The organism is Synechococcus sp. MIT S9452, assembly GCF_047304245.1.
In the GTDB taxonomy this organism is placed as follows: Bacteria; Cyanobacteriota; Cyanobacteriia; order PCC-6307; family Cyanobiaceae; genus RCC307.
The window spans coordinates 289,088-311,946 of the sequence record NZ_CP138956.1 but is presented as its reverse complement, the minus strand read 5'-3'; the positions used below and the strand labels follow the sequence as shown (position 1 = coordinate 311,946).

The following is a 22,859-nucleotide window of genomic DNA, read 5'->3' as shown; positions in this document are numbered from 1 at the left end:
GATTCGATGCCCATCGCTGTTGGCGATCAAGCTCCTCAGTTCAAAGCCAAAGACCAAAACGGCGTGGAGCGCAGCCTCGCCGAGCTGGGCGGCAAACCGTTGGTGCTGTTTTTCTATCCAAAGGACGACACGCCCGGCTGCACCATCGAGGCCTGCGGTTTCCGTGATCAATACGCCGCCCTGCAAGAGCTCGGTGCTGAGGTGTGGGGCGTCAGTGGTGATGGCGCCGGCAGTCACCGCCGCTTTGTGAGCAAGTTCCAGCTGCCTTACCCATTGCTGGTGGATGAGGGCAATGCGCTGCGCAACGCCTTTGGCGTTGCCAAAACCCTGTTTGTTATCCCAGGGCGCGTCACCTACGTGATCGATGGCAGCGGTGTGGTGCGGTTGGTGTTTGACGAGATGCTCGATGCCAACGCCCATGTGCGCCAAGCCATGGCAACACTGCAACAACTCAAAAGCTGATGCCGACCTGGCGCCAGCGCGGTGAGCTGTGGACCGTGGGTCCAGCCCAACCGAAGGGGGTGGTGCAGTTTCTTGGCGGCAGCGGCTTAGGAGCGAGCCCGCAACTGAGCTACAAGCGGCTGCTGGAAGCGCTCAGTCGCCGGGGCTGGCTGGTGCAGTGCTGGTCCTACTTGCCGAGTTTTGACCACCAGCTCTTGGCTGTGCAGGCCTGGCGAAGCTTTCGCAGCCAGCGCCATAGCGAGCTGCCGGTGTTGCGCTTGGGCCACAGCATGGGCTGCAAATTGCACTTGCTCGCCCCTGATCAAGGACGTGGCTGCCGGGGGGAAGCCCTGCTGAGCTTCAACAACTTCTCAGCTGATCGATCGATTCCATTGCTGGGGGAGCTGGCCCCGCGCCTGGGGGTGCGCAGTGAATTCAGCCCAGGGCCGGAGGAAACCCTGCGGCTGATCAGTAGCCAAGAGCATCGCCGCCAGCGTTTATTGATTCGCTTCCGCCAAGATCAGCTCGATCAAAGCCGCCCGTTGCTGCGGCAGTTGCAGACCATAGGAGAGCAAGTGGAACTGATGGAACTCAGCGGCGACCATCTCACCCCAGCCAGCGCAGGCTTACGCCAGCAGTGGTTGGGGGGTCTGGGCGATGAGCAACGGCAACGCCAGCTTGATCAATTGGCCGAAAGCATCGAACGCTGGTGGCAGCAAGGCCCTGGCCTCACGCCTTCCGGCTGCGTTGCCAGCTGAGCGTTGTCCAGGCGATGAACACCAGCACAGCCGGCAGAACCACCACCAACACCACCAGGCGAAAGGGATCCTCATCCCCCAACGGCATGGTGTTGCTGAGCACCTGCTCCACCAGATAGAGGGCATAGAGCACCACCAACACCGCCCCTTCCCAGCGGTTGATCACCCCACCGCTCCAGAAGATCGGTAGGCAAGCCAAGGTGGCCGCCACCATCAAGGGGAAATCACGGCTGATCAACACCGGATCAACGGCCAAGCCACCACCACCTGTGGCCAAAGCACAAGCACCAAGAATCAGCAGCAGATTCATCAAGTTGCTGCCCACAACATTGCCGATAGCCAGATCCGTTCGGCCCCGATACACCGACACCAAAGAGGTGACTAGCTCTGGCATGCCGGTGCCGGCCGAGACGATGGTCAAGCCAATGACGGTTTGACTCACCCCCAAGGCCAAAGCAGCGCCCGTAGCCCCGTTAACGAGCACCTTGGAGCCCACCACCAGCAATACCAAACCAAGCAAGCCCTTGCCGACGGCCACCGGCAGGGGCGCTGCCGCATCGTCCTCCAGCGGCTCATCACCAGCGCCTTCTTCGCGCGCTGTACGCACTTCCCAAATCAGATTGATCAGCAACACGGAGAGCAGGGCCAAACCAGCCACCCAGGTGAGGGTGCCGGAGGAGGCCATGCCCCAGGCCGCCATCGAAATCGCCAGCAGTAGCGGCACATCCCGGCGAATCAAGCGGCTTTGAACCCGCAGTGGCATCACCAGGGCACTGGCACCGAGCACCACCAGCAGATTGAAGATGTTGGAGCCAACCACATTGCTAACGGCAATGCTTTCGGCGCTGCCGCCGGTTTGCAGGGTCGACAGCAGGCTGACGAACAATTCCGGCGCGCTGGTGCCAAAGGAGACCACCGTGAGCCCGATCACGATTTGGGGAATCCCAAACAGCAGCGACAACGCGACCGAACCAGCCACAAACAGCTCGCCACCGGCGAACAGCAGGGCAATCCCCAACAACACCTGCAGAAAACTCAGGGCAAACGCCATGGGCTCAACCCTCAGCCCGAAGCCGCTCGAGAACGCTGCGGTCCTCGAGGGTGCTGGTGTCACCGCTGACTTCCTCACCGGCGGCTAGGGCCCTGAGGATCCGGCGCATGATCTTGCCGCTGCGGGTCTTGGGCAGGGCATCGCTGAAGCGAATCTCATCGGGGCGAGCGATCGGACCGATCTCAGCCCCCACGTGCTTGCGCAACTCGGCATTCAACTCGGGACTGCCTTCGCGCCCCCCCTCGAGGCTGACGAACGCAACGATGCCCTCTCCTTTGAGCTCATCAGGGCGGCCCACCACAGCAGCTTCGGCAACTGCGGGGTGACTCACCAATGCCGATTCAATTTCCATCGTGCCCAGACGGTGGCCAGAGACGTTGATCACATCATCAACGCGGCCCATCACCCAGAAGTAGCCATCGCCATCACGGCGGGCTCCATCACCGGCGAAGTAGATGGCGCTGCCATCGGCAGCACGCAGGTGTTCCCAATAGCTGCGGCGGAAGCGATCGGGATCTCCATGCACCGTGCGCATCATTCCCGGCCAGGGCCGGCGAACCACCAGAAAGCCACCCTCATCGGCCCCCACCGATTGACCGGAGGCATCCACCACATCAGCAGCAATGCCTGGCAGCGGCAGGGTTGCCGATCCAGGCTTGGTGGGCGTCGCCCCGGGCAGGGGGCTGATCATCACGCCACCGGTTTCGGTTTGCCACCAGGTGTCGATGATCGGGCAGCGATTGCCGCCGATGACATCGCGATACCAGATCCAAGCCTCGGGATTGATCGGCTCTCCCACCGTGCCAAGGATGCGCAGGGAGCTCATGTCGTAGCCATCGGGCACCGAGCGGCCACTCTTCATGAAGGCCCTGATCGCCGTGGGTGCTGTGTAGAAGAGGGTGATCTTGTGTTTCTCGATCAGCTCCCAGAAAGCGCCTGGCTTGGAGGGTCTTGGAGCACCCTCGTACATCACGGTGGTGGCGCCATTGGAGAGCGGGCCATAGACGATGTAGCTATGGCCGGTGATCCAACCCACATCGGCGGTGCACCAGTGCACGTCGTCTTCCTTGAGATCAAAGATCCAGCGGAAGGTGAGGTGGGCCCAGAGGGTGTAGCCAGCCGTGGTGTGAACCACCCCTTTGGGTTTACCGGTTGAACCGGAGGTGTAGAGCACAAACAAGCGGTCTTCGCTGGCCATCGGCTCAGCAGGGCACTCAGCTGCTTGCTGCGGCACCTGCTCATGCCACCAATGGTCTCGACCGGCTTCCATGGTCACCGCGCCTTGGGTGCGCTGCACCACCAACACCGCCTGCACCGACGGCACCGCGCCACCGGCCAAGGCTTCATCCACCGCCGGTTTCAAGGCCACCGGCTTGTCTTTGCGAAAACCACCATCGGCGGTAATCACCGCTTTGGCTTCCCCATCAATCAGGCGATCGCGCAGGGCATCAGCTGAAAAGCCACCAAACACCACCGAGTGGGGAGCACCAATGCGGGCGCAGGCCAACATCGCAATGGCCGCCTCCGGCACCATCGGCATATAGAGGGCGACCAAATCGCCCTTGCCGATTCCCAGCGCTTTGAGGGCATTGGCGGCGCGGCAGACCTCGCCATGGAGCTCGCGGTAGCTGAAGCGGCGCACATCGCCAGGCTCGCCCTCCCAGATCAGGGCTGTCTTGTCAGCCCGGGGGCCATCGAGATGGCGATCCAGGCAGTTGTAGGAGAGGTTGGTGGTGCCGCCTTCGAACCAACGGGCGAAGGGGGGATTGCTCCAATCGAGCACCTGCTCAAAGGGCTGGAACCAATGCAGGTGTTCCTTGGCCTGCTGCCCCCAGAAAGCATCGGGATCAGCGTCGGCTTGGGCCACCAAGGCGCGATAGGCCTCCAAGGAGCCAACGGCCGCCTCAGCGGAGAGCGACTGCGGCGGAGCGAACACACGCTCCTCTTGCAGGACAGATTCGATCTGAGGGTCCGCCATCAAAGGGGCCTTGCATACCAAAGGAATTAAACCCACTCCACTGCCCAGACGGGACTGGGCTGACACGGTTGTTCAATGGAGGCATTGAGAGGCAAAGCCATGCCGGCGGGCTGCCTGTTCGACCTCGATGGGTTGCTACTCGATACCGAGCCGCTGCATGGACAGGCCTGGGCGGAAGCTGTGAGTCAATTTGGCGGCTCAGCCAGCGCCGAGCTACTGCTGGGTTTGAGGGGTCGCAACAAGTTCGACAACGCCTCAGGCCTGATTGAGGCCTTGCAGTTAACGGTCTCAGTGGAGCAGCTGCTGGCGGTGCAACAACCCTTGGCACGCGACAAGGTGCGTCAAGCCAGGGCCATGCCTGGCGCTGAACCGCTGGTTCAGCAATTGCAGGCCGCGGGAGTGCCGCTAGCCATCGCCACCAGCAGCGGCCGCGAATCGGTGGAGATCAAGCTGGCCCCACACCCCTGGCTGCAACGCATTGCCGTGCGGGTGCATGGGGATGACCCCCAGATCCAACAGGGCAAACCCGCACCGGATCTATTCATCGAGGCGGCTCGTCGCCTGCATGTGGAGCCCGCGCAGTGCTGGGCCTTTGAGGATTCACAAGCGGGAGCCAAAGCCGCGCTCGCCGCTGGCTGCCGGGTGTTTGTGGTGCCCGCTGAGGGGCTCAGCCGAAGCGACTACCCCTCAGCGGTGGACTGGCTCAGCAGCTTGAGCGAGACACCTCTCGATCAGCTGTAGGTCGATCAAGCCTGGCGGAACTGCAGGCTCGAGGGGTCGGCCCAATCACCGCTGGCTTGAATGCCGCGCGGATTGCCGCTGAGGTGGCGCAGGATGAAGAACACCGCTTCTTGATGGGCGGCATCTCCCAGCTCTTGGGCGATTTGTTGCACGCTGCGGGCGGTGCCATCGCTGAGCAGCTGCTCCACCTGCTTTTGCAGATCGAGAATCGCCGCGGCCGCCTTCTTCCCGGCCTCTACACCGGGCTGGTGATAGGCATTGATGTCCACCAGTTCGCCATAGAAGCCAACGGCGCGCTCAAACAACGCGATCAAGGCACCCAAGCTGGTGGCATTGAACTGGCGCAAGGTCAGCGTCATGCTCTGGCGCCCACCTTCTGAAAGGGCGGCGCGGGTGCCCTGCAGGAAACCATCGAGGAAATCTCCGGGCAGGGAATCTTCCAGAACCGGAATATCGGTTGGGTCTTCGAGAACCTCGATGAAGGTGACGAAGAAGTTGTCGACACCATCGCGGAGTTGCTGCACGTAGGCGTGTTGATCGGTCGAGCCTTTGTTGCCGTAGACCGCAATGCCCTGATGAACGACGCGGCCTTGCCGGTCGAGGCGCTTACCGAGCGACTCCATCACCAGCTGCTGCAAATAGCGGCTGAACACCTCGAGGCGATCCCGGTAGGGGAGCACCACCATGTCGCGCTTGCCTTTGCCATCACCAGCCACATACCAAGACGCCGCCATCAAAGCGGCGGGGTTATCGCGCAGGCTGGGACGGCGGGTAGCGGCATCCATCACAGCAGCGCCGCGCAAGAAAGCATCGCTATCGATACCAGCCAAAACAGCGGGCAACAGGCCAACGGCACTGGTGATGGAGGTGCGGCCGCCAACCCAATCGAACATGTCGAAGCGGTTGAGCCAGCCTTCAGCAGCGGCTTCCTGGTCGAGCTTGCTGTCCTTCATCGTCACCGCGACGGCGTGCTGGCTCCAGCGGCAGCCGAGGCGCTCAAGGCGATCCCGGCTTTGGATCATGCCGAGATGGGGCTCAGGGGTACCGCCTGATTTGCTGACCACGATCACCAAGGTGGTCTTGAGGCGCTCGCCGAGGTCGTCATAGAGCCGGCTCATGCCGGCTGGATCCACGTTGTCGAGGAAATGGAATGGCAGACCCTGGCGGTTGTCCTGCAGGGCACGGATCATCAACAGTGGGCCCAGGCCGGAACCACCGATGCCAACCCACAGCACATCAGTGAAGGGTTCACCGTTGCTGGCCTTGAGGCGTCCATTGAGGACATCAGCGCCAAAACTCTGCAGACGGCGCAATTCAGCACTGATGTGCTCACCGACTGAACGATCAGGAGCCAGATCAGGGTTCCGCAGCCAGTAGTGACCCACCTGACGCCCCTCATCGGGGTTCGCGATGGCCCCTTTCTCCAGGGCATCCATGGCGGCGAAAGCCTGGGCAAACGGCTGCTCGAAAGCTTCGAGCTGCTCAGCACTCACCGCCATGCGGCTGACATCGAGCCAGAGACCAAGGGGCTCGTGGTGCCAGAGCAAGTCACAGAACCGCTGCCACTGAGCCGCTGGATCAGAAGCGTTGAGGTTGGGGAGAGGGGTCGCCATGCGCGTCGTGCTCATCTGATAACCCGTGGAAGGCTCTTCTGAACAAGGTATGCAGAAAAAACCAGGTCCGGGTTATGGGAAGACAGTGATCAACAAAAGCCAAGAACATTCTTGGATTGTGCAGTGATCTGAACTGGCCTTCATAAATTCAGTTTGTCAGAGAAATCTGCAAGCTCCAGTGCCGCTGAGCCGCTTCCCCACTGCCATTACCGCCAGTCTGTTAGGTCTGGCAGCCCTGCTTCCGGCCACCCAACCCTGGGAGGGCTGGAGCTTGCCGGCTGAGCCTGAGCTCCAACAACTCATGGCGGAAGGCGGGCAACCAAACCCTGCCGATTTCAGCCCTGAAGAACTGCAAGAACTGCAGCGCCGCTTTGGGGTGCATGGACCGCAGCCGGCCTTGGCTCAGCTCCTAACAGCTGGCCTGGATCAATGGCAGCCGCTGCGGCGCAACACTCTCGCGCAGATCGAAAGCCTCGTTCCCACCATCCGCCGTGAGGCCAGGGCCCGCACTCTGAACCCCATGCTGCTGGGGGCCATCCTTTACGACGAAATTCAACATGCCAAGCCGGGCGAAAACTCCCCTTGGCTTGTGCATTCCGGCTTGCTGCAAACCCACGGGCCCGCTCAGCTCGGCGTCGAAGAGCTGATCCACCAAGGTTTGTTACCCGCTGAACCCAGCCCCGAGCAACGCCAACAGGCCCGTGAACAACTGCTCGATCCCCAGCGCAATGTGGCCCTCCTCGCTGGAAAGATGGCTCGGCTCTCCACCGCCCTGGGCATCCCCAGCGGACACCTGCTGGAGGCAAGCAACGGCTACCGCGATGCCCACTGGATCGCCACCTTGGCCTACCTGCACAACGGCAAACTCGATTACCCGGCGCGGATCTTGGGCTACATGCAAGATCCAGCCCTGCACGCCCTGATCTACGGCCGCACCCTTCGCCCCACCAACCCGGTGATCTAGCAGCTCAGCAGACCAGGCCTAGAGCCGTAAGTCTGGTTTGCAGCTGCTGCCAATCAAAGCTGCGTGGGTCGCTGCGGGCATTACCCAGATCCACATGGCGGTGGGTGGTGATGGCATGGGGCTCGATCTTGTAGCGCACCATCCAGTCCGCCAGCACACGGCTCAAGGCGTCGTATTGCGCTGGGGTGTAGCCGCTGTGTTGCTGAGCTGATGTCGCCCCATCGGGAGGGGTTTCCAGGCTCACGTGCAAGGCGAAATTGTTGAGCGAGCCACTGAAGTGTTTGGAGGTGAACACCCAGCGGCCATCAAAGGCGGAGTGCCCAGCGCCGTAGGCACGCTTGCTGGGATCGACAACCTGAACAATCTCCCCTTTCTGCCCAACCAGGGTGTGATAGCTGGCTTGGTCCGCATCATTGGGATGCGGGGTGGTGAAGGTATTAATCGCGGATCCCAGGCTGAAAACCGTTTCATGCAGCACGATCACCGCAGGGGTGGGATCAATCCGCTGGCCTTGGGCATCGACATGAACACGCTCGCCGTAGTTGGTGGGTGCCGCATTGATCCGGCTGAGTTGCAGCGGAATCGCCACAAGCCGTTGTTGCAGGCCGCGATCCACTACAGGACAGCTCTTCAACAGGGGGGAATCCCAGGGCTTATCAACCGGTGGGGCAGGAGTTTTGGCGTTTTCTTCCGTGGGGCCATCCACCGCCTGCTGCAACCAATCCAACATCTCCGGCTTGATCAACAAGCCAGGGCGTTCAGCGATGGGTTGGCGCTTGAGGGGTTGCAGCACAGCGATGGTCACCAGGCCCGCTGTGGCGCAAAGCCCTGCCGCCACCAGGAGCCCGCGTCTTAGCGGGCGGGACCTTGGAACCAGCTGCGACGGAGATGACATGCTGCCTCAGGGGCATTGGGGTCAAGCCGTAGGGACCAACGGCATGGCTGGGGAGCCGAAGGCCTCAAGGCCGTGGAGCGAACCGCACCATCGCGGCAAAAGAGCAGCTCGTGCTGCCCACCAGCGATCAGCAAGGGGCCCAACTGCTCGGGGGAACGCAACCGTTCTGCGTCGAGGGCTAGCAGCTCGTCTCCCGGAGAGAGACCGGCCAGCTCTGCAGGGCTATCCCGATCCACCTTGCTGATCGTCAGCTGGCCTTCCTTGAAGGTCGCCTGCAATCCGCTGTAGGGGGACTCGGCAGGATCCGGAGAAAGATCCAAGCCCACAGTTTTTAAATAGCCAGAGAGTGGAAGCTCGTCCACGCCAGAGAGCCAGCTGTGCAGCAACGCTGGCAACTGCGGGTCGAGCTCACCGGCCAACTGCTCCACATCAGCCTGGCTATAGCCCCGGCCAGCTTGGCCAAAACGCTGCCACAACCGCTGCAGCAGCACATGCAAACCCTGGCCTCGGGCCAGCAAATGCAGGTCGAGCAGTAAGGAGACCAGGGCACCTTTGAGGTAGTAGCTGATCTGCTGGTTATCGCTATGGGCATCGCGGCGATAGAGCTTCACCCAAGCTTCTGTGGCACTCTCCAGCAGGCTCTGCACCTGCCTGCCGGGCGTGGAGAGAAAGCGGCTGAAATCTTTGGCCAAATCCTCGAGGTACTCCTCTTCGCTGCAGAGCCCCGCCTGCAGAACGATGAGTTGGTCGTAGTAGCTCGTCACCCCTTCGGCAAACCACAACTCAGGAATCAACACCGCCTGGCCATAGCGGTAGGGACGCAAGCCCACGGGCCTGAGCCGCCGCACATTCCACTGATGCAGGTATTCGTGGGCTGCCAACTGCAGCAGTTTCCGCTGCCCAGACTCCGAACCCAGCTCACGGCGGCTGAACATCAAGGCGCAACCATCGTCATGTTCCAGACCGCCATAGCCATTGGCGCTGAAGCGGGTGATGAACAGGTAGTCATCACTGACGGGCCGCTCAGCACCCAGCAGGGCGCAGGTGGCAGCGCAAATCTTGGGCAACTGCTGCTGCCAGCTCTGCTGCGGAGCCGGCCGCTGCAAGCCTTGCCACACCCAACGGTGGGGAACACCACCCACCTCGAAATGAAGTGTGTGCAGATCACCGAGGGCCAAAGGGCTATCCACCAGCACGTCGTAGCTGGCTGCACGCCAACCCTCGCCGGTGGACTCCAAGCTCGTGGCCACGCTCCAGCCTGGCGGGCATTGCAGGCTCAGCTGCTGCGGCAGCCAACGCTGGGATTCAACCGCCATGGCCCAAGCCGCCCCTGTGAGGAAGCCTGTTTCCACATCCAGCCAATTGGTTCGCACACTGGCCTCAACAGCCAGAAGGCTGTAACGCAGCTCCACCTCAGCCCCAGGGGGCAAGTCCTCCAGCCACCAGAGGTGGCGTGATTGCCGCGCGAGTACGACCGGGTGGCCATTGACCCAGCCCCGCAATCCCTCCAGGTGACGCACGTAGTCGCGCTCCAGGTAGGACCCCGGTGTCCAGCTCGGCAAGGCCACAGATTCGCGCTGCTGTTGCGCGCGGAAGTTCAGCTGAACGGAGACGCGATGGCTCTGGGGCTGCCTCAGATCCAGCTGAAATGTGGGACCCAGCACCTCAGACGAGCGATGAATCGGCAATAGCGCAAGGGCATTGCTGCAAACGATCGAGGGCTTGCCGCGCGGCATAGGCGCGCGTTAGGCGCGATAGCAAGGTCTGCAGGCTGTGGTCGCGACTGACCCGCTCCAGATCAGCCACCAGCTCCAAGCTACCCATCGAACTTTGACGCCAACCCAGCTGTTGGCCGCCCTCGACGCGCACCCATAGACAAACGGTTTGGCTGCCCACGGGGGTGGTCAACTCACCACCTCGGTGGACCTGAAGTCCAAAGCTCTCGAGGCTTTCAGCCAAACGCTCCACATCGTGCAAGACGGTGGGCAGGATGGAGAGATGGGACATGCCGCACAGCTCCTCTCGCCTGACCCTAGCGATGCCCCACTGCGTTTGGCCGTTTTGGCCTCCGGTTCCGGCAGCAATTTCCAGGCCTTGGTGGAGGCGCTGCGTAATGAGCCGCGCTTGCAGGTGGTGCTGCTGATCGTGAATCGCCCCGGTTGTGGGGCGCAGCAGCGGGCTGAACAACTGAACGTTCCCTGTCAACTCATTGATCACACCCGCTTTGACAGCCGCGAAGCAGTGGATGCTGCCGTGGTGCAGGCCCTGCAAAACGCGGCGGTGGAGCTGGTGGTAATGGCTGGCTGGATGCGGATTGTGACGCCGGCTTTGATCGGCCCCTTTCAAGGCCGACTGCTCAACATTCACCCCAGCCTGCTGCCCTCCTTTCGAGGCATGCACGCCATCCGTCAGGCCCTAGCTGCTGGCGTCAGTCACACCGGATGCACCGTGCATGAAGTGGTGGTAGACGTGGACGCTGGGCCGGTTCTGGGGCAACAGGCCGTGGCCATCGAAGCCGGTGATGATGAGGCGAGCCTCTCAGCGCGCATCCACGCCGCTGAGCATCAGCTGCTGCCAACCGTTGTGATCGACAAAGGGCTCAGCCTGCTGAGCCAGCGCACTCAGGGATAAAAGGGCAGCAGCGGCAACCCGGTTTGCTGGGGCAGGCCAGCCATCACATTGAGGCACTGCACGGCCTGGCCGGCCTGGCCTTTCAGCAGGTTGTCGATCGCACTCATCACGATCACCTGGCGGGTGCGTTGATCCACCGCCACCGACAGCACGGCTCGGTTGGTCTGGCGCACCCACTTGGTGGCGGGATAGGTGCCCACGGGCAAAATCTCAACGCAGGGATGATCGCGGTAGGTGACCTGATAGACGGTGGTGAGATCTTCCGCGGTGAGACCGGGATCACGCAGCCGGCCGTACACGGTGGCGAGCAAGCCGCGCACCATGGGCATCAGGTGGGGCGTGAATTGCAATTGGATCGGACGACCGGCGGCGCGGCTTGCGAGAAGTTCGATCTCAGCGGTGTGGCGATGGCCGACAACGCCGTAGGGGCTGACCGATTCAGCGGCTTCCGCCAGAAGCAGGTGTTCTTTGGCCGCCCGGCCACCACCTGAGGTGCCGGTTTTGGCATCAATAACGATCCCCTCACCTTCGATTAATCCCTGCTGCAACAGAGGCATCAAGGCCAGCAGGCTGGCTGTGGGGAAACAGCCTGGGGCACCCACCAATTTGGCCTCAGCCAGGGCGTCACCGGCCCACTCCACCAAGCCATAAACAGCTTGCTGGCAAAGCGCATCGTCTTGACGTTGTTGAGCGGCGGCCTCCTGGCGGTAGGTCGCCGACCACTGGCTCAGGCTGGGGAAGCGGTAATCCGCAGAAAGATCCACCACGCGCACACCGCGCTGCAGCAACTCGGGAGCCAATTGACTGGCCAAGCCGTTGGGAAGGCTGAGCACCGCTGCATCAGCTGCATCAGCAATGGCATCAGGATCTGGACCCTGCACCACCAGGTCTTCGCCGAGCGGCAAAAAGGGGGTCAGCTCCGACCAGCGTTTTCCAGCACTGCGCTCACCGCCTAAAAAGCTGACGTCAAAGTGAGGGTGGTCCTGCAGCAAACGCAGGGTCTGCAAGCCGCCATAGCCAGAGGCTCCAATGACCGCGATTCGCTTGAAAGACGTGGGCGCCACAGGCCTCACCGGCTGCATTGGGGAAGGCTGACTTTAGTGATCGACCCGTTAGCAACCGCCCGGGCTCTATAAACAAAGAACTGAAACGCCCGTAATGAGCTCCCCAGCGGTGACCAGCACCGTCCGTTTCGACCCGATTGAAAAGGCCCTCGAGGCCATTCGGGATGGGGCCTGCGTGGTGGTGGTCGACGACGAAAACCGAGAAAACGAAGGCGATTTGATCTGCGCGGCGCAATTTGCAACGCCCAAGCAGATCAATTTCATGGCCACCGAAGCCCGCGGGCTGATCTGCCTGGCCATGGAAGGAGAGCGGCTCGACGCCCTCGATCTGCCGCTGATGGTGGGCCAAAACACCGACACCAACCAAACCGCTTTCACCGTCAGCATTGATGCAGGTCCTGAGGCTGGCGTCAGCACAGGAATCTCAGCTGAAGATCGGGCGCGCACCATCCAGGTGGCCTTGCATCCGCAAAGCAAGCCCCAAGACCTGCGCCGCCCGGGCCACATCTTTCCGCTGCGGGCCCGTGATGGTGGGGTACTGAAACGGGCAGGCCACACCGAAGCCGCCGTGGATCTCTCGCGCATGGCGGGGCTGCATCCCTCTGGCGTGATCTGTGAAATCCAAAATCCAGATGGCTCGATGGCGCGGCTACCGCAGCTGGCGGAGTACGCCGCTGAGCACGGCCTCTACCTGATCTCGATTGCCGATCTAATCCGCTACCGGCTGGAGAACGAGCGCTTTGTGGTGCGCGAAGCGGAAGCCAAAATCCCGAGCGAATTCGGCGATTTCCGCGCCATTGGCTACCGCAACATCCTCGATGGCGGTGAACATGTGGCGCTGGTCAAGGGCCAGCCCGGTCGTCAAAGCGCTCCGGTGATGGTGCGGGTTCACTCGGAGTGCCTCACCGGTGATGCCTTTGGCTCGCTGCGCTGTGATTGCCGGCCGCAACTGGAATCGGCGCTGCGCATGATCCAAGCCGAGGGGGAAGGTGTTGTTGTTTACCTGCGGCAAGAGGGTCGCGGCATCGGGCTGATCAACAAGCTCAAGGCCTACAGCTTGCAGGAAACCGGTCTCGACACCGTTGAGGCCAACGAACATCTCGGCTTTGGCGCCGACCTGCGCGACTACGGCGTTGGGGCTCAAATCATTTCAGATCTGGGCATTCAGCGGCTGCGGCTGATCACCAACAACCCAAGAAAAATCGCTGGCCTTGGCGGCTACGGATTGGAAGTGGTGGACAGGGTTCCCCTGGTGATGGACCCGGGCCAACACAACGCTGATTACCTGCGCACCAAGGCCCGCAAACTCGGCCACCTGCTGCATGGCCCTGGAGCACTGCTGGCCTGGAGCGGCGCCGGCGACGATCGCCGCCTACGCGCTCACCAACTCGAAGAGCAACTGACCAGCAAGCTGCATGCCTTCGGTCTGACCATGGAAGTGGAAGAGCAGCACCGGGTGCTCGCCCTACTCGGCAAACCAGATCTCACGGTGCGTGTGGGGGCCGCGGAGCGGGGCAGCTTGCAACGCAATTGCTGGGCTCTGCTGCAAGAGCTGGCCCAAGAGCCAAGCACCAGCCAGCTGCAATTGCTGATTGGCCCGGATCTCGATCGCAGCGAGCACCCACCGGCTCAGCTCGAGCCCACCGCGCTGAATCTTGAACAGCTGCGCCAGGGGGTAGGGGTGGACGCCGTAGCGGCCATCAACCCTGAGAAGTCCCCCTGGATCCTGCTGCGCTGGAGTTGATCAGTCGCTGATGGTGACGGTCTTGATCTTGCTGCCGTTTTTCAGCGCCAGCACCACACCCATATCGCCGGTCAAACCAAAGACGGTGTGGACACCATCGAGGTGAGGCTGGGCCTCATGACAGATGAAGAACTGAGAGCCGCCGGTGTTACGGCCAGCGTGGGCCATCGACAGGGTGCCCGCCTGGTGCTTCTTGCTGTTGATCTCACAATCAATCATGTAACCCGGGCCACCGGTGCCCGCCATCCCCTTGGCTCCCTCACGGCTGTTGGGGCAACCGCCCTGAGCCATGAAGCCATCAATCACCCGGTGGAAGGCCAAGCCGTCGTAAAAGCCATCTTTGGCCAGCTTCACAAAATTGGCGACGGTGTTGGGAGCATCAGCAGCAAATAGCTCCAGGGTGATTTGGCCGGCGTCGGTATCCATCACGGCCTTGGTCATGAGCTCGGGGGCAAAGTGGTCCATGAACCTTCGCACAAGACGATGGCGACTGCGCAACCACCTGTTTCCGACCTGAGCGACGCCACGATCGGCATCCTCGGCGGCAGCGGTCTCTATGCCATGGAGGAGCTGCGCGATGTGGAGGAGCTGGAGGTGCAAACGCCCTTTGGCCAGCCATCGGATCGATTAATCCGCGGCAGTCTTGATGGCACCACGGTGATTTTTTTGGCCCGCCATGGGCGGCACCACAGCTATCTCCCTTCGGAGGTTCCCTACCGGGCCAACATCTGGGCGATGCGCAGCCTGGGTGTGCGCTGGATCCTCTCCTGCTCCGCGGTGGGCTCTCTGCAAGAGCAACACAGACCCTTGGACCTGGTGATCCCCGATCAGTTCATCGATCGAACCCAGGGGCGTGCAGCCAGCTTTTTTGGTGAGGGAGCCGTGGCCCATGTGGCCTTTGCTGATCCCTTTTGCCACACCCTGTCCGGCCTGTTGGCCGATGCCGCGCAATCGGTGCTGCCGGAAGGGCGCAGGCTGCACCGCGGCGGCACTTACCTCTGCATGCAGGGGCCTGCGTTCTCCACCAAGGCGGAATCTGAGCTTTACCGCAGCTGGGGCTGCGATGTGATCGGCATGACCAATCACACCGAAGCCCGCCTGGCCCGTGAAGCTGAAATCGCCTACAGCACCCTGGCGATGGTGACCGACTACGACTGCTGGCACCCCGATCACGATGCCGTGACCGTTGAGATGGTGATCAACAACCTGCGCGCCAACGCCACCACAGCCCAACAAGTGGTGCGCCATGCCGCCCAGGCGATTCAGCAGCAAAAGCCCTCCAGCCCGGCCCACAGCGCACTGCAAAACGGTCTGCTCACCGCACCTGAGGCCGTACCGGCCGCCACCCGCCAAAAACTGGATCTGTTCACGCGCCCCTACTGGGGGGCGGCCAGCTGAGCTCCAGCTCGTGCGAGGGCCTGACGCAAGGAGCCATCACAGCCCTGCAATTGCGCTAGGGCTGCAGGAGCCTCGCAGCCCGTGGCCGCCATCAACAGGGCCTGCTTCACCGAACCGCCACTGGCCTGCAGCAACTCGGCCGCGCTGACCGAATCAACACCGGCCAAATCACGCAGAATTCGGCGGGCGCGATCTTCCAACTTGCTGTTGGAGACCGACACGTCGACCATGCGGTTGCCGAAGACTTTGCCGAGCCGCACCATCACGCCGGTGCTGAGGATGTTGAGCGCCATCTTGGTGGCTGTTCCCGCCTTGAGGCGCGTGGAGCCGGTAAGCAACTCAGGACCACTCAGCAAACGGATATCAATGCTGCAGGGCATTGGCACTTGATCAGCCGGCACGCAGGCCATGGCAATTGCTTCAGCGCCCAGCTCCAACGCCAGGTTCAAACCGCCATGGACATAGGGCGTGGTGCCCCCCGCGGCGATGCCGACGAGAGCATCAGCGCCTGTAAACCCCCGCTCCAGCAAATCCTGGCGGCCGCCCTCATTGGAATCCTCCAGGCCTTCTGAACTGCGCAACAACGCTGGGGCCCCGCCCGCCAGCACGCCCTGCACCAGCTCCGGTGGGCTGCAAAAGGTGGGCGGGCACTCGGCCGCATCCAACACACCCAAGCGGCCAGAGGTGCCAGCACCGAGATAAAAGAGTCGACCGCCGGCCAACAGGCGTGAGGCGATGGCATCAATGGCTGCGCTGAGCTCAGCGGCTGCTCCAGCAACCGCTTGTTGGGGGCGCAGGTCCTCCTCGCAAAACAGCTGCACCAGCTCGGAGGTGCTGAGCAGGTCAAGGTCTGCGCTGGCCGGATTGGCTTGCTCGGTGAGCAGATGACCGCGATCAACTCCGCTGCTCACAGCAATCCCTCCAGGGAACGACGAAACGCTTCGAGTTCTGGATTCACCGCTGGCTGGGCACTTTCAGCGGGAGCCTGCTGGGGCTGATCCTGCTGCTCACGCCATTCATTGGTGTCGAGATTTTGTTCAGGCGGCGCCAGCATCAGCCGCTCTTCAGCGGTGCCTGGCATAAAACCGGAGGGCACCGATTGGGCTTCGTAGCCGGCTTGGCCGCAAAACAGTTCAATCTCTTCGCGGCTGATCGCCTCAGGGGTGGCTTCGGGAAAATCCTGCGCCGCCAGCAAGCCGGCATAGCGCAGGGCGTCGTCTTCCTCCTCAAACATCAACACCACCGTGCGGCCATTGAGTTCAAGGGTGTGGATGCCTTCCACCTCGCTGCCGGAATCAAACAGCAGCACAAAGACCCGGTCACTCAAATCAGAACAGGGCGAGAAGCTTCATTCTCTCAGCAGCTCCTGCAGGCGCTTGTAGAGAGCCTCCTCGTCTTCTGCCAGCGGGTCAGGCACCACCAGCCGCACCTCAACGATCTGATCGCCGCGGCGGCCATCACGCTCTAAGCCTTTGCCGCGCAAACGCAACAGCCGTCCGCTGGAGGTGCCCGGCGGGATGCGCAAGCGCACAGGGCCTTCGAGTGTGGGAACGACGGCGCTGCTACCCAGGGCACCATCAGGGGCCGGCAAGTCCAGCCGGTAGAGCACCCGCAGGCCATCAACGCGCAACCCCTCGTCAGTGCGCACCTGCAGCTGCAGGAAATGATCACGCCCTCCCGGGGCCACCCCCTCAAGGCGTAGGCGCCAACCATCACCTGCTTCTGGCGGGGTCTGCACTTCCACCGTGGTGCCATCGCTGAGCTCCACCTCCACAAACGTGCCATCGAGGGCTTGCTCTGGAGTGAGGCAAACGGCGGTCTCTAAATCGTCGTGGGCTTGAACCGGCGGCGGCGGCGGCGGCGGTGTTGTGGCCGGCCGGCGTTCACGGCGGCGCGAAAACAACTGATCGACGTAGTCGTGGAAGTCGGGGAACCCACTCGCGAAAGGATCGCGATGGCCGGCATGGCTGGCGCCCCCGGCTTCCCAAGCCTGACGGCGACGGGGATCACTGAGGACTTCATAGGCCTCATTGATCTTTTTGAACCGCTCTTCCGCCGCGGGATCGTTGCCGTTGAGATCGGGATGCCAACGGCGGGCCTGCCGGCGAAAAGCCTGCTTAAGGCTCTCGGCGTCAGCGCCTGGCTCAAGCCCAAGAACAGCCCAGTGGTCCATCGTTGGGCTCAATAGCGCCCCCAGGGATCATCGGAGCGGTCATAGCGGTCGTAACGACCGCGGCCGCCTCCTGACCGGTCCCAGTCATCCCAGTCGTCTTCGGCGAAGAGCTCATCTTTAAGGGAGCCGAGCGTGCTCTTGATCCCTTCCAACGGGCCAGCACCGCCATCGAGTTCGCGCCGTTCCGCCGTTAAGCGGCGGTTGAGGCCATAAAGCGCTTCTTCGAGCTGGCTGGTGAGCAGATCCAATTCCCGCTCATCGGCCTGCTCAAGCCCATCGCGAAGGTCCCGCAGAGCCATCTCCACAGCACGCTGCTGGCGTTCAGCCCCATAGGGTCCAAGTTCAAGGGCCGCATCACGGAGTCGACGTTCGGCCTGGGCAATCAACGTTTCGGCGCGATTGCGCCGGTCAACGGCGCTGCGCTTACGGCGATCCTCCATGGATTGACTCGCCGCTTCAGCGATCAGCTGATCAATTTCTTGCTGGGTGAGATTGGCACTGCCCTGCACCGTGACGCTTTGGCGGCGCCCCGTCGTGCGATCAGTAGCCGACACCTCCAGGATCCCGTTGGCATCCACATCAAAGGACACCTGCACTTGGGGAACCCCGCGAGGAGCAGGGGGAATCCCCGCCAAACGAAAACGGCCCAATGATTTGTTATCGCCGCCCATGGGCCGTTCACCCTGAAGCACATGCACCTCAACGGAGGATTGATTGGCTTCCGATGTGCTGAACACTTCGGAACGTCTCACTGGGATTGGCGTGTTGCGAGGAATGATGGTTTTCATCAAACCGCCAATGGTCTCTAGCCCAACCGAAAGAGGAGTGACGTCATTGAGCATCAAGTCGCGCAGCTCACCAGTGAGAATTCCGGCCTGCACAGCAGCGCCAACGGCAACGACTTCATCGGGGTTGACGTTCTGACTGGGTTCGCGCGGCACCAAGGTGCGCACCAACTGCTGCACCATCGGCATGCGGCTGGAACCACCCACCAGCACCACCTCATCGACATCTTCAGGAGCCAAGCGGGCATCCCGCAAAGCAGCCTGCACTGGCCTGAGCAAACGATCAAGCAGATCGGGGCACAGCGATTCGAAGGTGCGCCGATCAAGGCTGGTTTCGAGATGCAGGGGACCTGATTCCGCCGTAGCGATGAAGGGCAAGGAAATGGTGGTTTTCAGGGTCCCGGAGAGCTCTTGCTTGGCCTTTTCAGCGGCCTCTAACAGCCGCTGCAGGGCCTGACGGTCGCGCCGCAGGTCAACCCCATTGGCCTGCTGAAAGCCCTCGGCCAACCAATCAACGATGCGTTGATCAAAGTCGTTGCCGCCGAGCTGGGTGTCGCCGCTGGTGGCCTTGACGTCAAAGACGCCATTGGCAATGCGCAGCAGCGAGACATCAAAGGTGCCCCCACCCAAATCGAAGACCAAAACGGTCTGCGAACGGCTGCGATCAAAGCCATAGGCCAAGGCTGCAGCGGTGGGCTCATTGAGGATGCGCTCAATTGTGAGACCCGCCAGCCGGCCAGCATCTCGGGTTGCTTGGCGCTGGGAATCATCGAAATAGGCCGGAACCGTGACCACGGCGGCTTCCACCTCTTCACCGAGATAGGTGGCAGCGTCATCCACCAACTTGCGCAGCAAGCAAGCCACCAATTCCTCGGGGGCGTATTCGCGCTCAGTGGCCGGGCACACCACCCGCACCTGACCCAAGTCGTTGGACCTGATGGTGTAGGCCACCGCCTGGGAGGCCTCATCGAGCTCTTGCCACTGCCGCCCAATCAGGCGCTTGAGATTGGAAAAGCTGTCGCGAGGATTGAGCACCAGCTGGCGCCGTGCCGCCTGACCCACCAACAATTCTTTTTCGCGGCTGAACCCAACCACCGAAGGGGTGGTGCGCAGACCTTCTGCATTGGCCACCACCACAGGCCGGCCCCCTTCCAGGACAGCCAGCACGGAATTGGTGGTGCCCAGATCAATGCCGACGATCCGGCCCATGCGCCCGAGCAAATGTGCTCACGCTACCGGGCATTCGGCCGTGATCCAAGCACCCAAGCCAGTTGGCAACCGCAACAAGAAAAGTGAGATCAAAACCTGTTGATGAACAGTCCTTAGTGTCTCTAATAAGCCTTTAACTGCGACTTAACAGCCCGTCCATATCACCGTTGTTGACCCAATTCTTTTTTGGTCGCCCATGTTCATGTCCAAGAAGACCGTTGCCCTCGGCGCCATCGCAGCTCTGGCTGCTGGTGCTGCTGCTCCGGCCATCGCCCAACAGCAAATCAACGGCTCCGGGGCTTCCTTCCCCGCACCGATGTTTTCGACTTGGTTCGACAGCCTGCGCAGCCAAGACGGTCCCGATGTCACCTATGAGCCGGTGAATTCGGCTCAAGGCATCCGCCAGCTTGTTGAGCTGGAAGTTGACTTCGGCGCAACCGATCGTCCGATCGCTCCCCGCACCGCCAACTTGGTGCGTCGCGGTCTGGTGCAAATCCCTGTCGTCGCTGGCTCCATTGCCATCGGCTACAACAAAGACGGTTGCGATCTCAAGCTGAGCCAGCAACAGCTCAGCGATGTGCTGCTTGGCACCATCCGCAACTGGAAGACCCTGGGTTGCCAGGAAGGCCCCATCAAGGTCAGCACCCGTTCGGATCGCTCCGGCACCACCTTGGCTCTGACCAAGAGCCTCTCTGACTGGAGCCCTGAGTTCCGTCAGACCGTTGGCACCGGGATGCGCGTCGACTTCCCGGTTGGCACCCCCTCCAGCGGCAGCGAAGGCGTGCGTCGCTTCATCGAAACCACCCCTGGTTCGATCGGCTATGTGAACGTGCCCTCCATCAAGGGCAAGGTTCAAGCTGCTGCTCTGCAGAACCGCGAAGGCAACTACATGCTGCCGAATTCCGCCACCGGCATCGCCGCTCTGGAAGGCATTCGCGCTGCTGAGTACAAGCCTCTGGCGATCAGCAACCCTCCTGGCCGGGATTCCTATCCCCTGGTGGCCATGAGCTGGGTGCTGGCTTACGAGAACGGCAACGGTGTCAACACCGAAGCTCTGAAGCAGACCTTCAACTACATGTTGAGCAACCCTGCCCAGAGCCAAGCCGACAACCTCGGCTATGTGCCCCTGCCTGAGTCCATCCGCAAGGCAGCTCTCGATCAGGTTCAACTGATCAAGCAGTGAAGCGCTAAGCGCTAATGCTTCTAGCGGCCCCTTCGGGGGCCGTTTTTTATGGCTAAGTAAAGGCTTAATTTCCCTGTAACCATTGATACAAAAGAGATAACTGAGCCTTAAGGGATCTGCCGTATCAAGGCAAAGACGTCTCGCAGGCAACCCATGCCCGTCACCAAAAAGGTCGTTGCTCTGAGCTCCCTTGTTGCTCTGAGTGCTGCCGCCATCGCCCCCGCCCTCGCTCAGCAATCTTTGAACGGTGCAGGTGCCACCTTCCCTGCGCCGCTCTATCAAAAGTGGTTCCAGGAACTGGCCCGTGCCGGTGGTCCTCGGGTGAATTACCAAGCCGTTGGATCTGGCGCTGGCGTGCGCCAAATGATCGCTGGTACCTCCGACTTCGGCGCCTCTGATAAGCCGCTCAGCGCGGCAAAGCGCGGCAAAGCGCGGCAAGATCAAGCGCGGCGTGATCCAAATCCCCATGACTGGGGGCACGATCGCTGTTGGCTACAACAAGCCAGGCTGTGACCTCAAGCTCACCCAAAAGCAGGTGGCTGAGATCTTCCTGGGCAAGATCAACAACTACAGCCAGCTGGGCTGCCAGGCCGGCCCCATCACCGTGGCCTACCGCTCCGATGGCTCCGGCACCACCTTCGCCTTCACCAACGCCGTTGCCGCTTGGAATGGTGAGTTCAAAAACAAGATCGGTGTTGGCAAATCCGTGAATTGGCCCGTGGGCTCAGGCGGTAAGGGCAACAGCGGTGTGGCCGGCATCATCAAAAACACCGTCGGCGCACTGGGCTACGTGAACCAGGCCTACGTCAAAGGCAAGATCAAGGCCGCAGCCATCCAGAACAAGGACGGCAACTACGTCAAGCCCACCTCCAAGAACGGTTCGGCTGGCCTGGCTGGCATCAAGCTCGATGCCTTCAACACCGGCACCGACACCAATCCCTCTGGCGCCAATGCCTATCCCATCAGCACCCTGACCTGGATCTTGGCCTACGCCAGCGGCAATGGTGAGAACACTGCGGCGCTGAAGAAGACCTTCGCTTACATGCTGAGCAACAAGGCCCAAAGCCAGGCCCCGAGCCTGGGTTATGTGCCGCTGCCTTCCAGCATTCGCAAGGTGTCGCTGGCCGCCGTTCAAAAAATCGGCAAGTGAGCCCAACGGGTTCCATCTGATCCATCACACATGGGGGCATCCAGCCCCCTTTTTTGATGGGAACACCGAAAAAGCAACACCAGCCAGACTCTTAAGGTGCAAAAGACCACGCTGATTGGCATGGCCGCCTCTGGCAGCGACAGCCTCTACACGCTGCGCCATCGTCCAGCCAGCGAGAAGTTGCTGGACACCAGCTTCCGAAATCTCGTTGGCTTTTTGGCCCTGATGGTGGCGATCATCTTGATCGGCATCTTCATCGTTGTTGGCAGCAAGGCCTCCGAGGCCATTGGCGCCTTTGGGCTGAACTTCATCGTGAGCCCAGTCTGGGATCCGGTTCGCGACACCTATGGGGCCTTCACAGCGATCTACGGCACCCTGCTGACATCGGTGCTGGCCTTGGTGCTGGCGGTGCCGCTGGGCGTTGGCACCGCGATCTTCCTCACCGAAGACTTCATCAGCCCAAGGATCCGGCTGGTGATCTCCAACATGGTGGAGCTGCTGGCGGCAATTCCCTCAGTGGTGCTGGGCCTATGGGCCATTTTTGTGCTGGAGCCCTTCGCCCGGCCGATTCTTCAGCTCATCCACCAGCTGTTTGGCTGGATTCCTTTCTTCAGCACCAACCCATCAGGCCCAGGGGTGATGTATGCGGTGCTGATCCTCACGATCATGCTGCTGCCGATCATCACGGCCATCAGCCGTGATTCGCTCAACCAGGTGCCCCAAGACCTGCGGCAGGCGGCCTACGGGGTTGGCGCCACCCGCTGGACAGCGATCTTCATGGTGATGATCCCCGCTGCCATCTCCGGCATCGTTGGCGGAATCATGTTGGCGCTCGGCCGGGCCATGGGAGAAACCATGGCCGTGACTTTGATCATCGGCAACCAAACCAGCTTCAACATCTCCTGGTTTGCCCCCGGCAACACCATCGCCTCGTTGATTGCCAATCAATTTGGCGAAGCCGGTGAGTTGCAAATGTCGGCGCTGATGTATGCCGCCCTGGTGCTGATGGTCATCACATTTTTCGTCAATGTGATGGCGCAGTGGATCGTCAGGCGCCTGGCCCTGAAATACGAGTAACGCC

At 61.6% G+C, this 22,859-nt stretch carries 23 protein-coding genes; 11 read left to right on the top strand and 12 right to left on the bottom strand.

What is annotated here, in order from left to right; genetic code table 11:
• Window positions 1-6: 6 nt before the first annotated feature.
• Window positions 7-462, top strand: a complete 456-nt coding sequence (locus SIB46_RS01560) for a peroxiredoxin (protein ID WP_413296800.1) — start codon at window positions 7-9, stop codon at window positions 460-462.
• Window positions 462-1,199 (top strand): DUF1350 family protein, encoded by a 738-nt coding sequence (locus SIB46_RS01555; RefSeq protein ID WP_413296798.1) that lies wholly within the window; start codon window positions 462-464, stop codon window positions 1,197-1,199. Before SIB46_RS01560 ends, SIB46_RS01555 begins: the two co-directional genes overlap by 1 nt.
• On the opposite strand, the gene SIB46_RS01550 is transcribed toward SIB46_RS01555, so the two are convergent.
• Together SIB46_RS01550 and acs are read right to left on the bottom strand one after the other, a co-directional pair.
• Complete coding sequence (locus tag SIB46_RS01550) at window positions 1,171-2,250, bottom strand: calcium/sodium antiporter (RefSeq protein WP_413296797.1); 1,080 nt, start codon at window positions 2,248-2,250, stop codon at window positions 1,171-1,173. The genes SIB46_RS01555 and SIB46_RS01550 overlap by 29 nt on opposite strands.
• Before the next feature lie 4 nt (window positions 2,251-2,254).
• Complete coding sequence (acs, locus tag SIB46_RS01545; protein ID WP_413296796.1) at window positions 2,255-4,228, bottom strand: acetate--CoA ligase; 1,974 nt, start codon at window positions 4,226-4,228, stop codon at window positions 2,255-2,257.
• A 99-nt stretch (window positions 4,229-4,327) separates the two neighbouring features.
• On the opposite strand from acs, the gene SIB46_RS01540 reads away from it, so the two are divergent.
• Window positions 4,328-4,969, top strand: coding sequence for an HAD family hydrolase (locus SIB46_RS01540; protein WP_413296795.1), 642 nt, complete (start codon window positions 4,328-4,330; stop codon window positions 4,967-4,969).
• A 5-nt stretch (window positions 4,970-4,974) separates the two neighbouring features.
• On the opposite strand, the gene SIB46_RS01535 is transcribed toward SIB46_RS01540, so the two are convergent.
• Window positions 4,975-6,582, bottom strand: a complete 1,608-nt coding sequence (locus SIB46_RS01535; protein WP_413296794.1) for a glucose-6-phosphate isomerase — start codon at window positions 6,580-6,582, stop codon at window positions 4,975-4,977.
• A gap of 178 nt (window positions 6,583-6,760) precedes the next feature.
• Here SIB46_RS01535 and SIB46_RS01530 point away from each other — a divergent pair, with 178 nt between their 5' ends.
• The gene (locus SIB46_RS01530; protein WP_413296793.1) at window positions 6,761-7,546 is read left to right on the top strand and encodes a helicase DnaB; all 786 of its coding nucleotides are present in this window, start codon (window positions 6,761-6,763) and stop codon (window positions 7,544-7,546) included.
• Window positions 7,547-7,550: 4 nt separating this feature from the next.
• On the opposite strand, the gene SIB46_RS01525 is transcribed toward SIB46_RS01530, so the two are convergent.
• The 3 genes from SIB46_RS01525 to SIB46_RS01515 are packed head-to-tail and all read right to left on the bottom strand — an operon-like array spanning window position 7,551 to window position 10,448.
• Complete coding sequence (locus tag SIB46_RS01525) at window positions 7,551-8,384, bottom strand: N-acetylmuramoyl-L-alanine amidase (protein WP_413296792.1); 834 nt, start codon at window positions 8,382-8,384, stop codon at window positions 7,551-7,553.
• Between the two features lie 14 nt (window positions 8,385-8,398).
• Window positions 8,399-10,177, bottom strand: a complete 1,779-nt coding sequence (locus SIB46_RS01520; RefSeq protein WP_413296791.1) for a M61 family metallopeptidase — start codon at window positions 10,175-10,177, stop codon at window positions 8,399-8,401.
• Complete coding sequence (locus SIB46_RS01515) at window positions 10,107-10,448, bottom strand: DUF1257 domain-containing protein (RefSeq protein ID WP_413296790.1); 342 nt, start codon at window positions 10,446-10,448, stop codon at window positions 10,107-10,109. Before SIB46_RS01515 ends, SIB46_RS01520 begins: the two co-directional genes overlap by 71 nt.
• Between SIB46_RS01515 and purN the strand changes: the two genes are divergently transcribed.
• Window positions 10,440-11,072, top strand: a complete 633-nt coding sequence (gene purN, locus SIB46_RS01510) for a phosphoribosylglycinamide formyltransferase (RefSeq protein ID WP_413296789.1) — start codon at window positions 10,440-10,442, stop codon at window positions 11,070-11,072. The two genes, SIB46_RS01515 and purN, sit on opposite strands and share 9 nt — an antisense overlap.
• Here the strand turns inward: purN and argC are convergent.
• Window positions 11,063-12,154, bottom strand: coding sequence for an N-acetyl-gamma-glutamyl-phosphate reductase (gene argC, locus SIB46_RS01505; RefSeq protein WP_413296788.1), 1,092 nt, complete (start codon window positions 12,152-12,154; stop codon window positions 11,063-11,065). The two genes, purN and argC, sit on opposite strands and share 10 nt — an antisense overlap.
• Before the next feature lie 76 nt (window positions 12,155-12,230).
• Here argC and ribBA point away from each other — a divergent pair, with 76 nt between their 5' ends.
• Window positions 12,231-13,880 (top strand): bifunctional 3,4-dihydroxy-2-butanone-4-phosphate synthase/GTP cyclohydrolase II, encoded by a 1,650-nt coding sequence (ribBA, locus tag SIB46_RS01500; protein WP_413296787.1) that lies wholly within the window; start codon window positions 12,231-12,233, stop codon window positions 13,878-13,880.
• Here the strand turns inward: ribBA and SIB46_RS01495 are convergent, their stop codons facing one another.
• On the bottom strand, window positions 13,881-14,321 hold the full coding sequence (locus SIB46_RS01495) for a peptidylprolyl isomerase (RefSeq protein WP_413297681.1): 441 nt from the start codon (window positions 14,319-14,321) through the stop codon (window positions 13,881-13,883).
• Window positions 14,322-14,363: 42 nt separating this feature from the next.
• Between SIB46_RS01495 and SIB46_RS01490 the strand changes: the two genes are divergently transcribed.
• Window positions 14,364-15,278 (top strand): S-methyl-5'-thioadenosine phosphorylase, encoded by a 915-nt coding sequence (locus SIB46_RS01490; protein ID WP_413296786.1) that lies wholly within the window; start codon window positions 14,364-14,366, stop codon window positions 15,276-15,278.
• Here the strand turns inward: SIB46_RS01490 and murQ are convergent.
• From murQ to dnaK, 4 genes are read right to left on the bottom strand one after another with little or no spacing between them, the layout of a single operon-like run.
• Window positions 15,257-16,189: an N-acetylmuramic acid 6-phosphate etherase gene (murQ, locus tag SIB46_RS01485; protein ID WP_413296785.1), complete on the bottom strand. Its 933-nt coding sequence runs from the start codon at window positions 16,187-16,189 to the stop codon at window positions 15,257-15,259. The genes SIB46_RS01490 and murQ overlap by 22 nt on opposite strands.
• Entirely contained in the window at window positions 16,186-16,605 is a 420-nt protein-coding gene (locus tag SIB46_RS01480; protein WP_413296784.1) for a DUF3110 domain-containing protein, read from the bottom strand. Before SIB46_RS01480 ends, murQ begins: the two co-directional genes overlap by 4 nt.
• 21 nt (window positions 16,606-16,626) lie before the next feature.
• Complete coding sequence (locus SIB46_RS01475) at window positions 16,627-17,451, bottom strand: DnaJ domain-containing protein (RefSeq protein ID WP_413296783.1); 825 nt, start codon at window positions 17,449-17,451, stop codon at window positions 16,627-16,629.
• A gap of 8 nt (window positions 17,452-17,459) precedes the next feature.
• Window positions 17,460-19,445, bottom strand: a complete 1,986-nt coding sequence (gene dnaK, locus SIB46_RS01470; RefSeq protein WP_413296782.1) for a molecular chaperone DnaK — start codon at window positions 19,443-19,445, stop codon at window positions 17,460-17,462.
• A 196-nt stretch (window positions 19,446-19,641) separates the two neighbouring features.
• On the opposite strand from dnaK, the gene SIB46_RS01465 reads away from it, so the two are divergent.
• The 4 genes from SIB46_RS01465 (at window position 19,642) to pstC (ending at window position 22,855) form a co-directional block, all read left to right on the top strand.
• Window positions 19,642-20,628, top strand: a complete 987-nt coding sequence (locus SIB46_RS01465; RefSeq protein WP_413296781.1) for a substrate-binding domain-containing protein — start codon at window positions 19,642-19,644, stop codon at window positions 20,626-20,628.
• Window positions 20,629-20,781: 153 nt separating this feature from the next.
• Entirely contained in the window at window positions 20,782-21,141 is a 360-nt protein-coding gene (locus tag SIB46_RS01460; protein WP_413296780.1) for a substrate-binding domain-containing protein, read from the top strand.
• Complete coding sequence (locus SIB46_RS01455; protein WP_413296779.1) at window positions 21,080-21,778, top strand: extracellular solute-binding protein; 699 nt, start codon at window positions 21,080-21,082, stop codon at window positions 21,776-21,778. Before SIB46_RS01460 ends, SIB46_RS01455 begins: the two co-directional genes overlap by 62 nt.
• Before the next feature lie 120 nt (window positions 21,779-21,898).
• Entirely contained in the window at window positions 21,899-22,855 is a 957-nt protein-coding gene (gene pstC / locus SIB46_RS01450; RefSeq protein ID WP_413297680.1) for a phosphate ABC transporter permease subunit PstC, read from the top strand.
• Window positions 22,856-22,859: the final 4 nt, after the last annotated feature.

Bases quoted from the DNA above. Each gene is read 5' to 3' on its own strand.
- SIB46_RS01560 (WP_413296800.1), top strand. From the start codon at position 7: ATGCCCATCGCTGTTGGCGATCAAGCTCCTCAGTTCAAAGCCAAAGAC.
- SIB46_RS01555 (WP_413296798.1), top strand. From the start codon at position 462: ATGCCGACCTGGCGCCAGCGCGGTGAGCTGTGGACCGTGGGTCCAGCC.
- SIB46_RS01550 (WP_413296797.1), bottom strand. From the start codon at position 2,250: ATGGCGTTTGCCCTGAGTTTTCTGCAGGTGTTGTTGGGGATTGCCCTG.
- acs (WP_413296796.1), bottom strand. From the start codon at position 4,228: ATGGCGGACCCTCAGATCGAATCTGTCCTGCAAGAGGAGCGTGTGTTC.
- SIB46_RS01540 (WP_413296795.1), top strand. From the start codon at position 4,328: ATGCCGGCGGGCTGCCTGTTCGACCTCGATGGGTTGCTACTCGATACC.
- SIB46_RS01535 (WP_413296794.1), bottom strand. From the start codon at position 6,582: ATGGCGACCCCTCTCCCCAACCTCAACGCTTCTGATCCAGCGGCTCAG.
- SIB46_RS01520 (WP_413296791.1), bottom strand. From the start codon at position 10,177: ATGCCGCGCGGCAAGCCCTCGATCGTTTGCAGCAATGCCCTTGCGCTA.
- purN (WP_413296789.1), top strand. From the start codon at position 10,440: ATGGGACATGCCGCACAGCTCCTCTCGCCTGACCCTAGCGATGCCCCA.
- SIB46_RS01515 (WP_413296790.1), bottom strand. From the start codon at position 10,448: ATGTCCCATCTCTCCATCCTGCCCACCGTCTTGCACGATGTGGAGCGT.
- argC (WP_413296788.1), bottom strand. From the start codon at position 12,154: ATGCAGCCGGTGAGGCCTGTGGCGCCCACGTCTTTCAAGCGAATCGCG.
- ribBA (WP_413296787.1), top strand. From the start codon at position 12,231: ATGAGCTCCCCAGCGGTGACCAGCACCGTCCGTTTCGACCCGATTGAA.
- SIB46_RS01495 (WP_413297681.1), bottom strand. From the start codon at position 14,321: ATGACCAAGGCCGTGATGGATACCGACGCCGGCCAAATCACCCTGGAG.
- SIB46_RS01490 (WP_413296786.1), top strand. From the start codon at position 14,364: ATGGCGACTGCGCAACCACCTGTTTCCGACCTGAGCGACGCCACGATC.
- SIB46_RS01475 (WP_413296783.1), bottom strand. From the start codon at position 17,451: ATGGACCACTGGGCTGTTCTTGGGCTTGAGCCAGGCGCTGACGCCGAG.
- dnaK (WP_413296782.1), bottom strand. From the start codon at position 19,445: ATGGGCCGGATCGTCGGCATTGATCTGGGCACCACCAATTCCGTGCTG.
- SIB46_RS01465 (WP_413296781.1), top strand. From the start codon at position 19,642: ATGTTCATGTCCAAGAAGACCGTTGCCCTCGGCGCCATCGCAGCTCTG.
- SIB46_RS01460 (WP_413296780.1), top strand. From the start codon at position 20,782: ATGCCCGTCACCAAAAAGGTCGTTGCTCTGAGCTCCCTTGTTGCTCTG.
- pstC (WP_413297680.1), top strand. From the start codon at position 21,899: ATGGCCGCCTCTGGCAGCGACAGCCTCTACACGCTGCGCCATCGTCCA.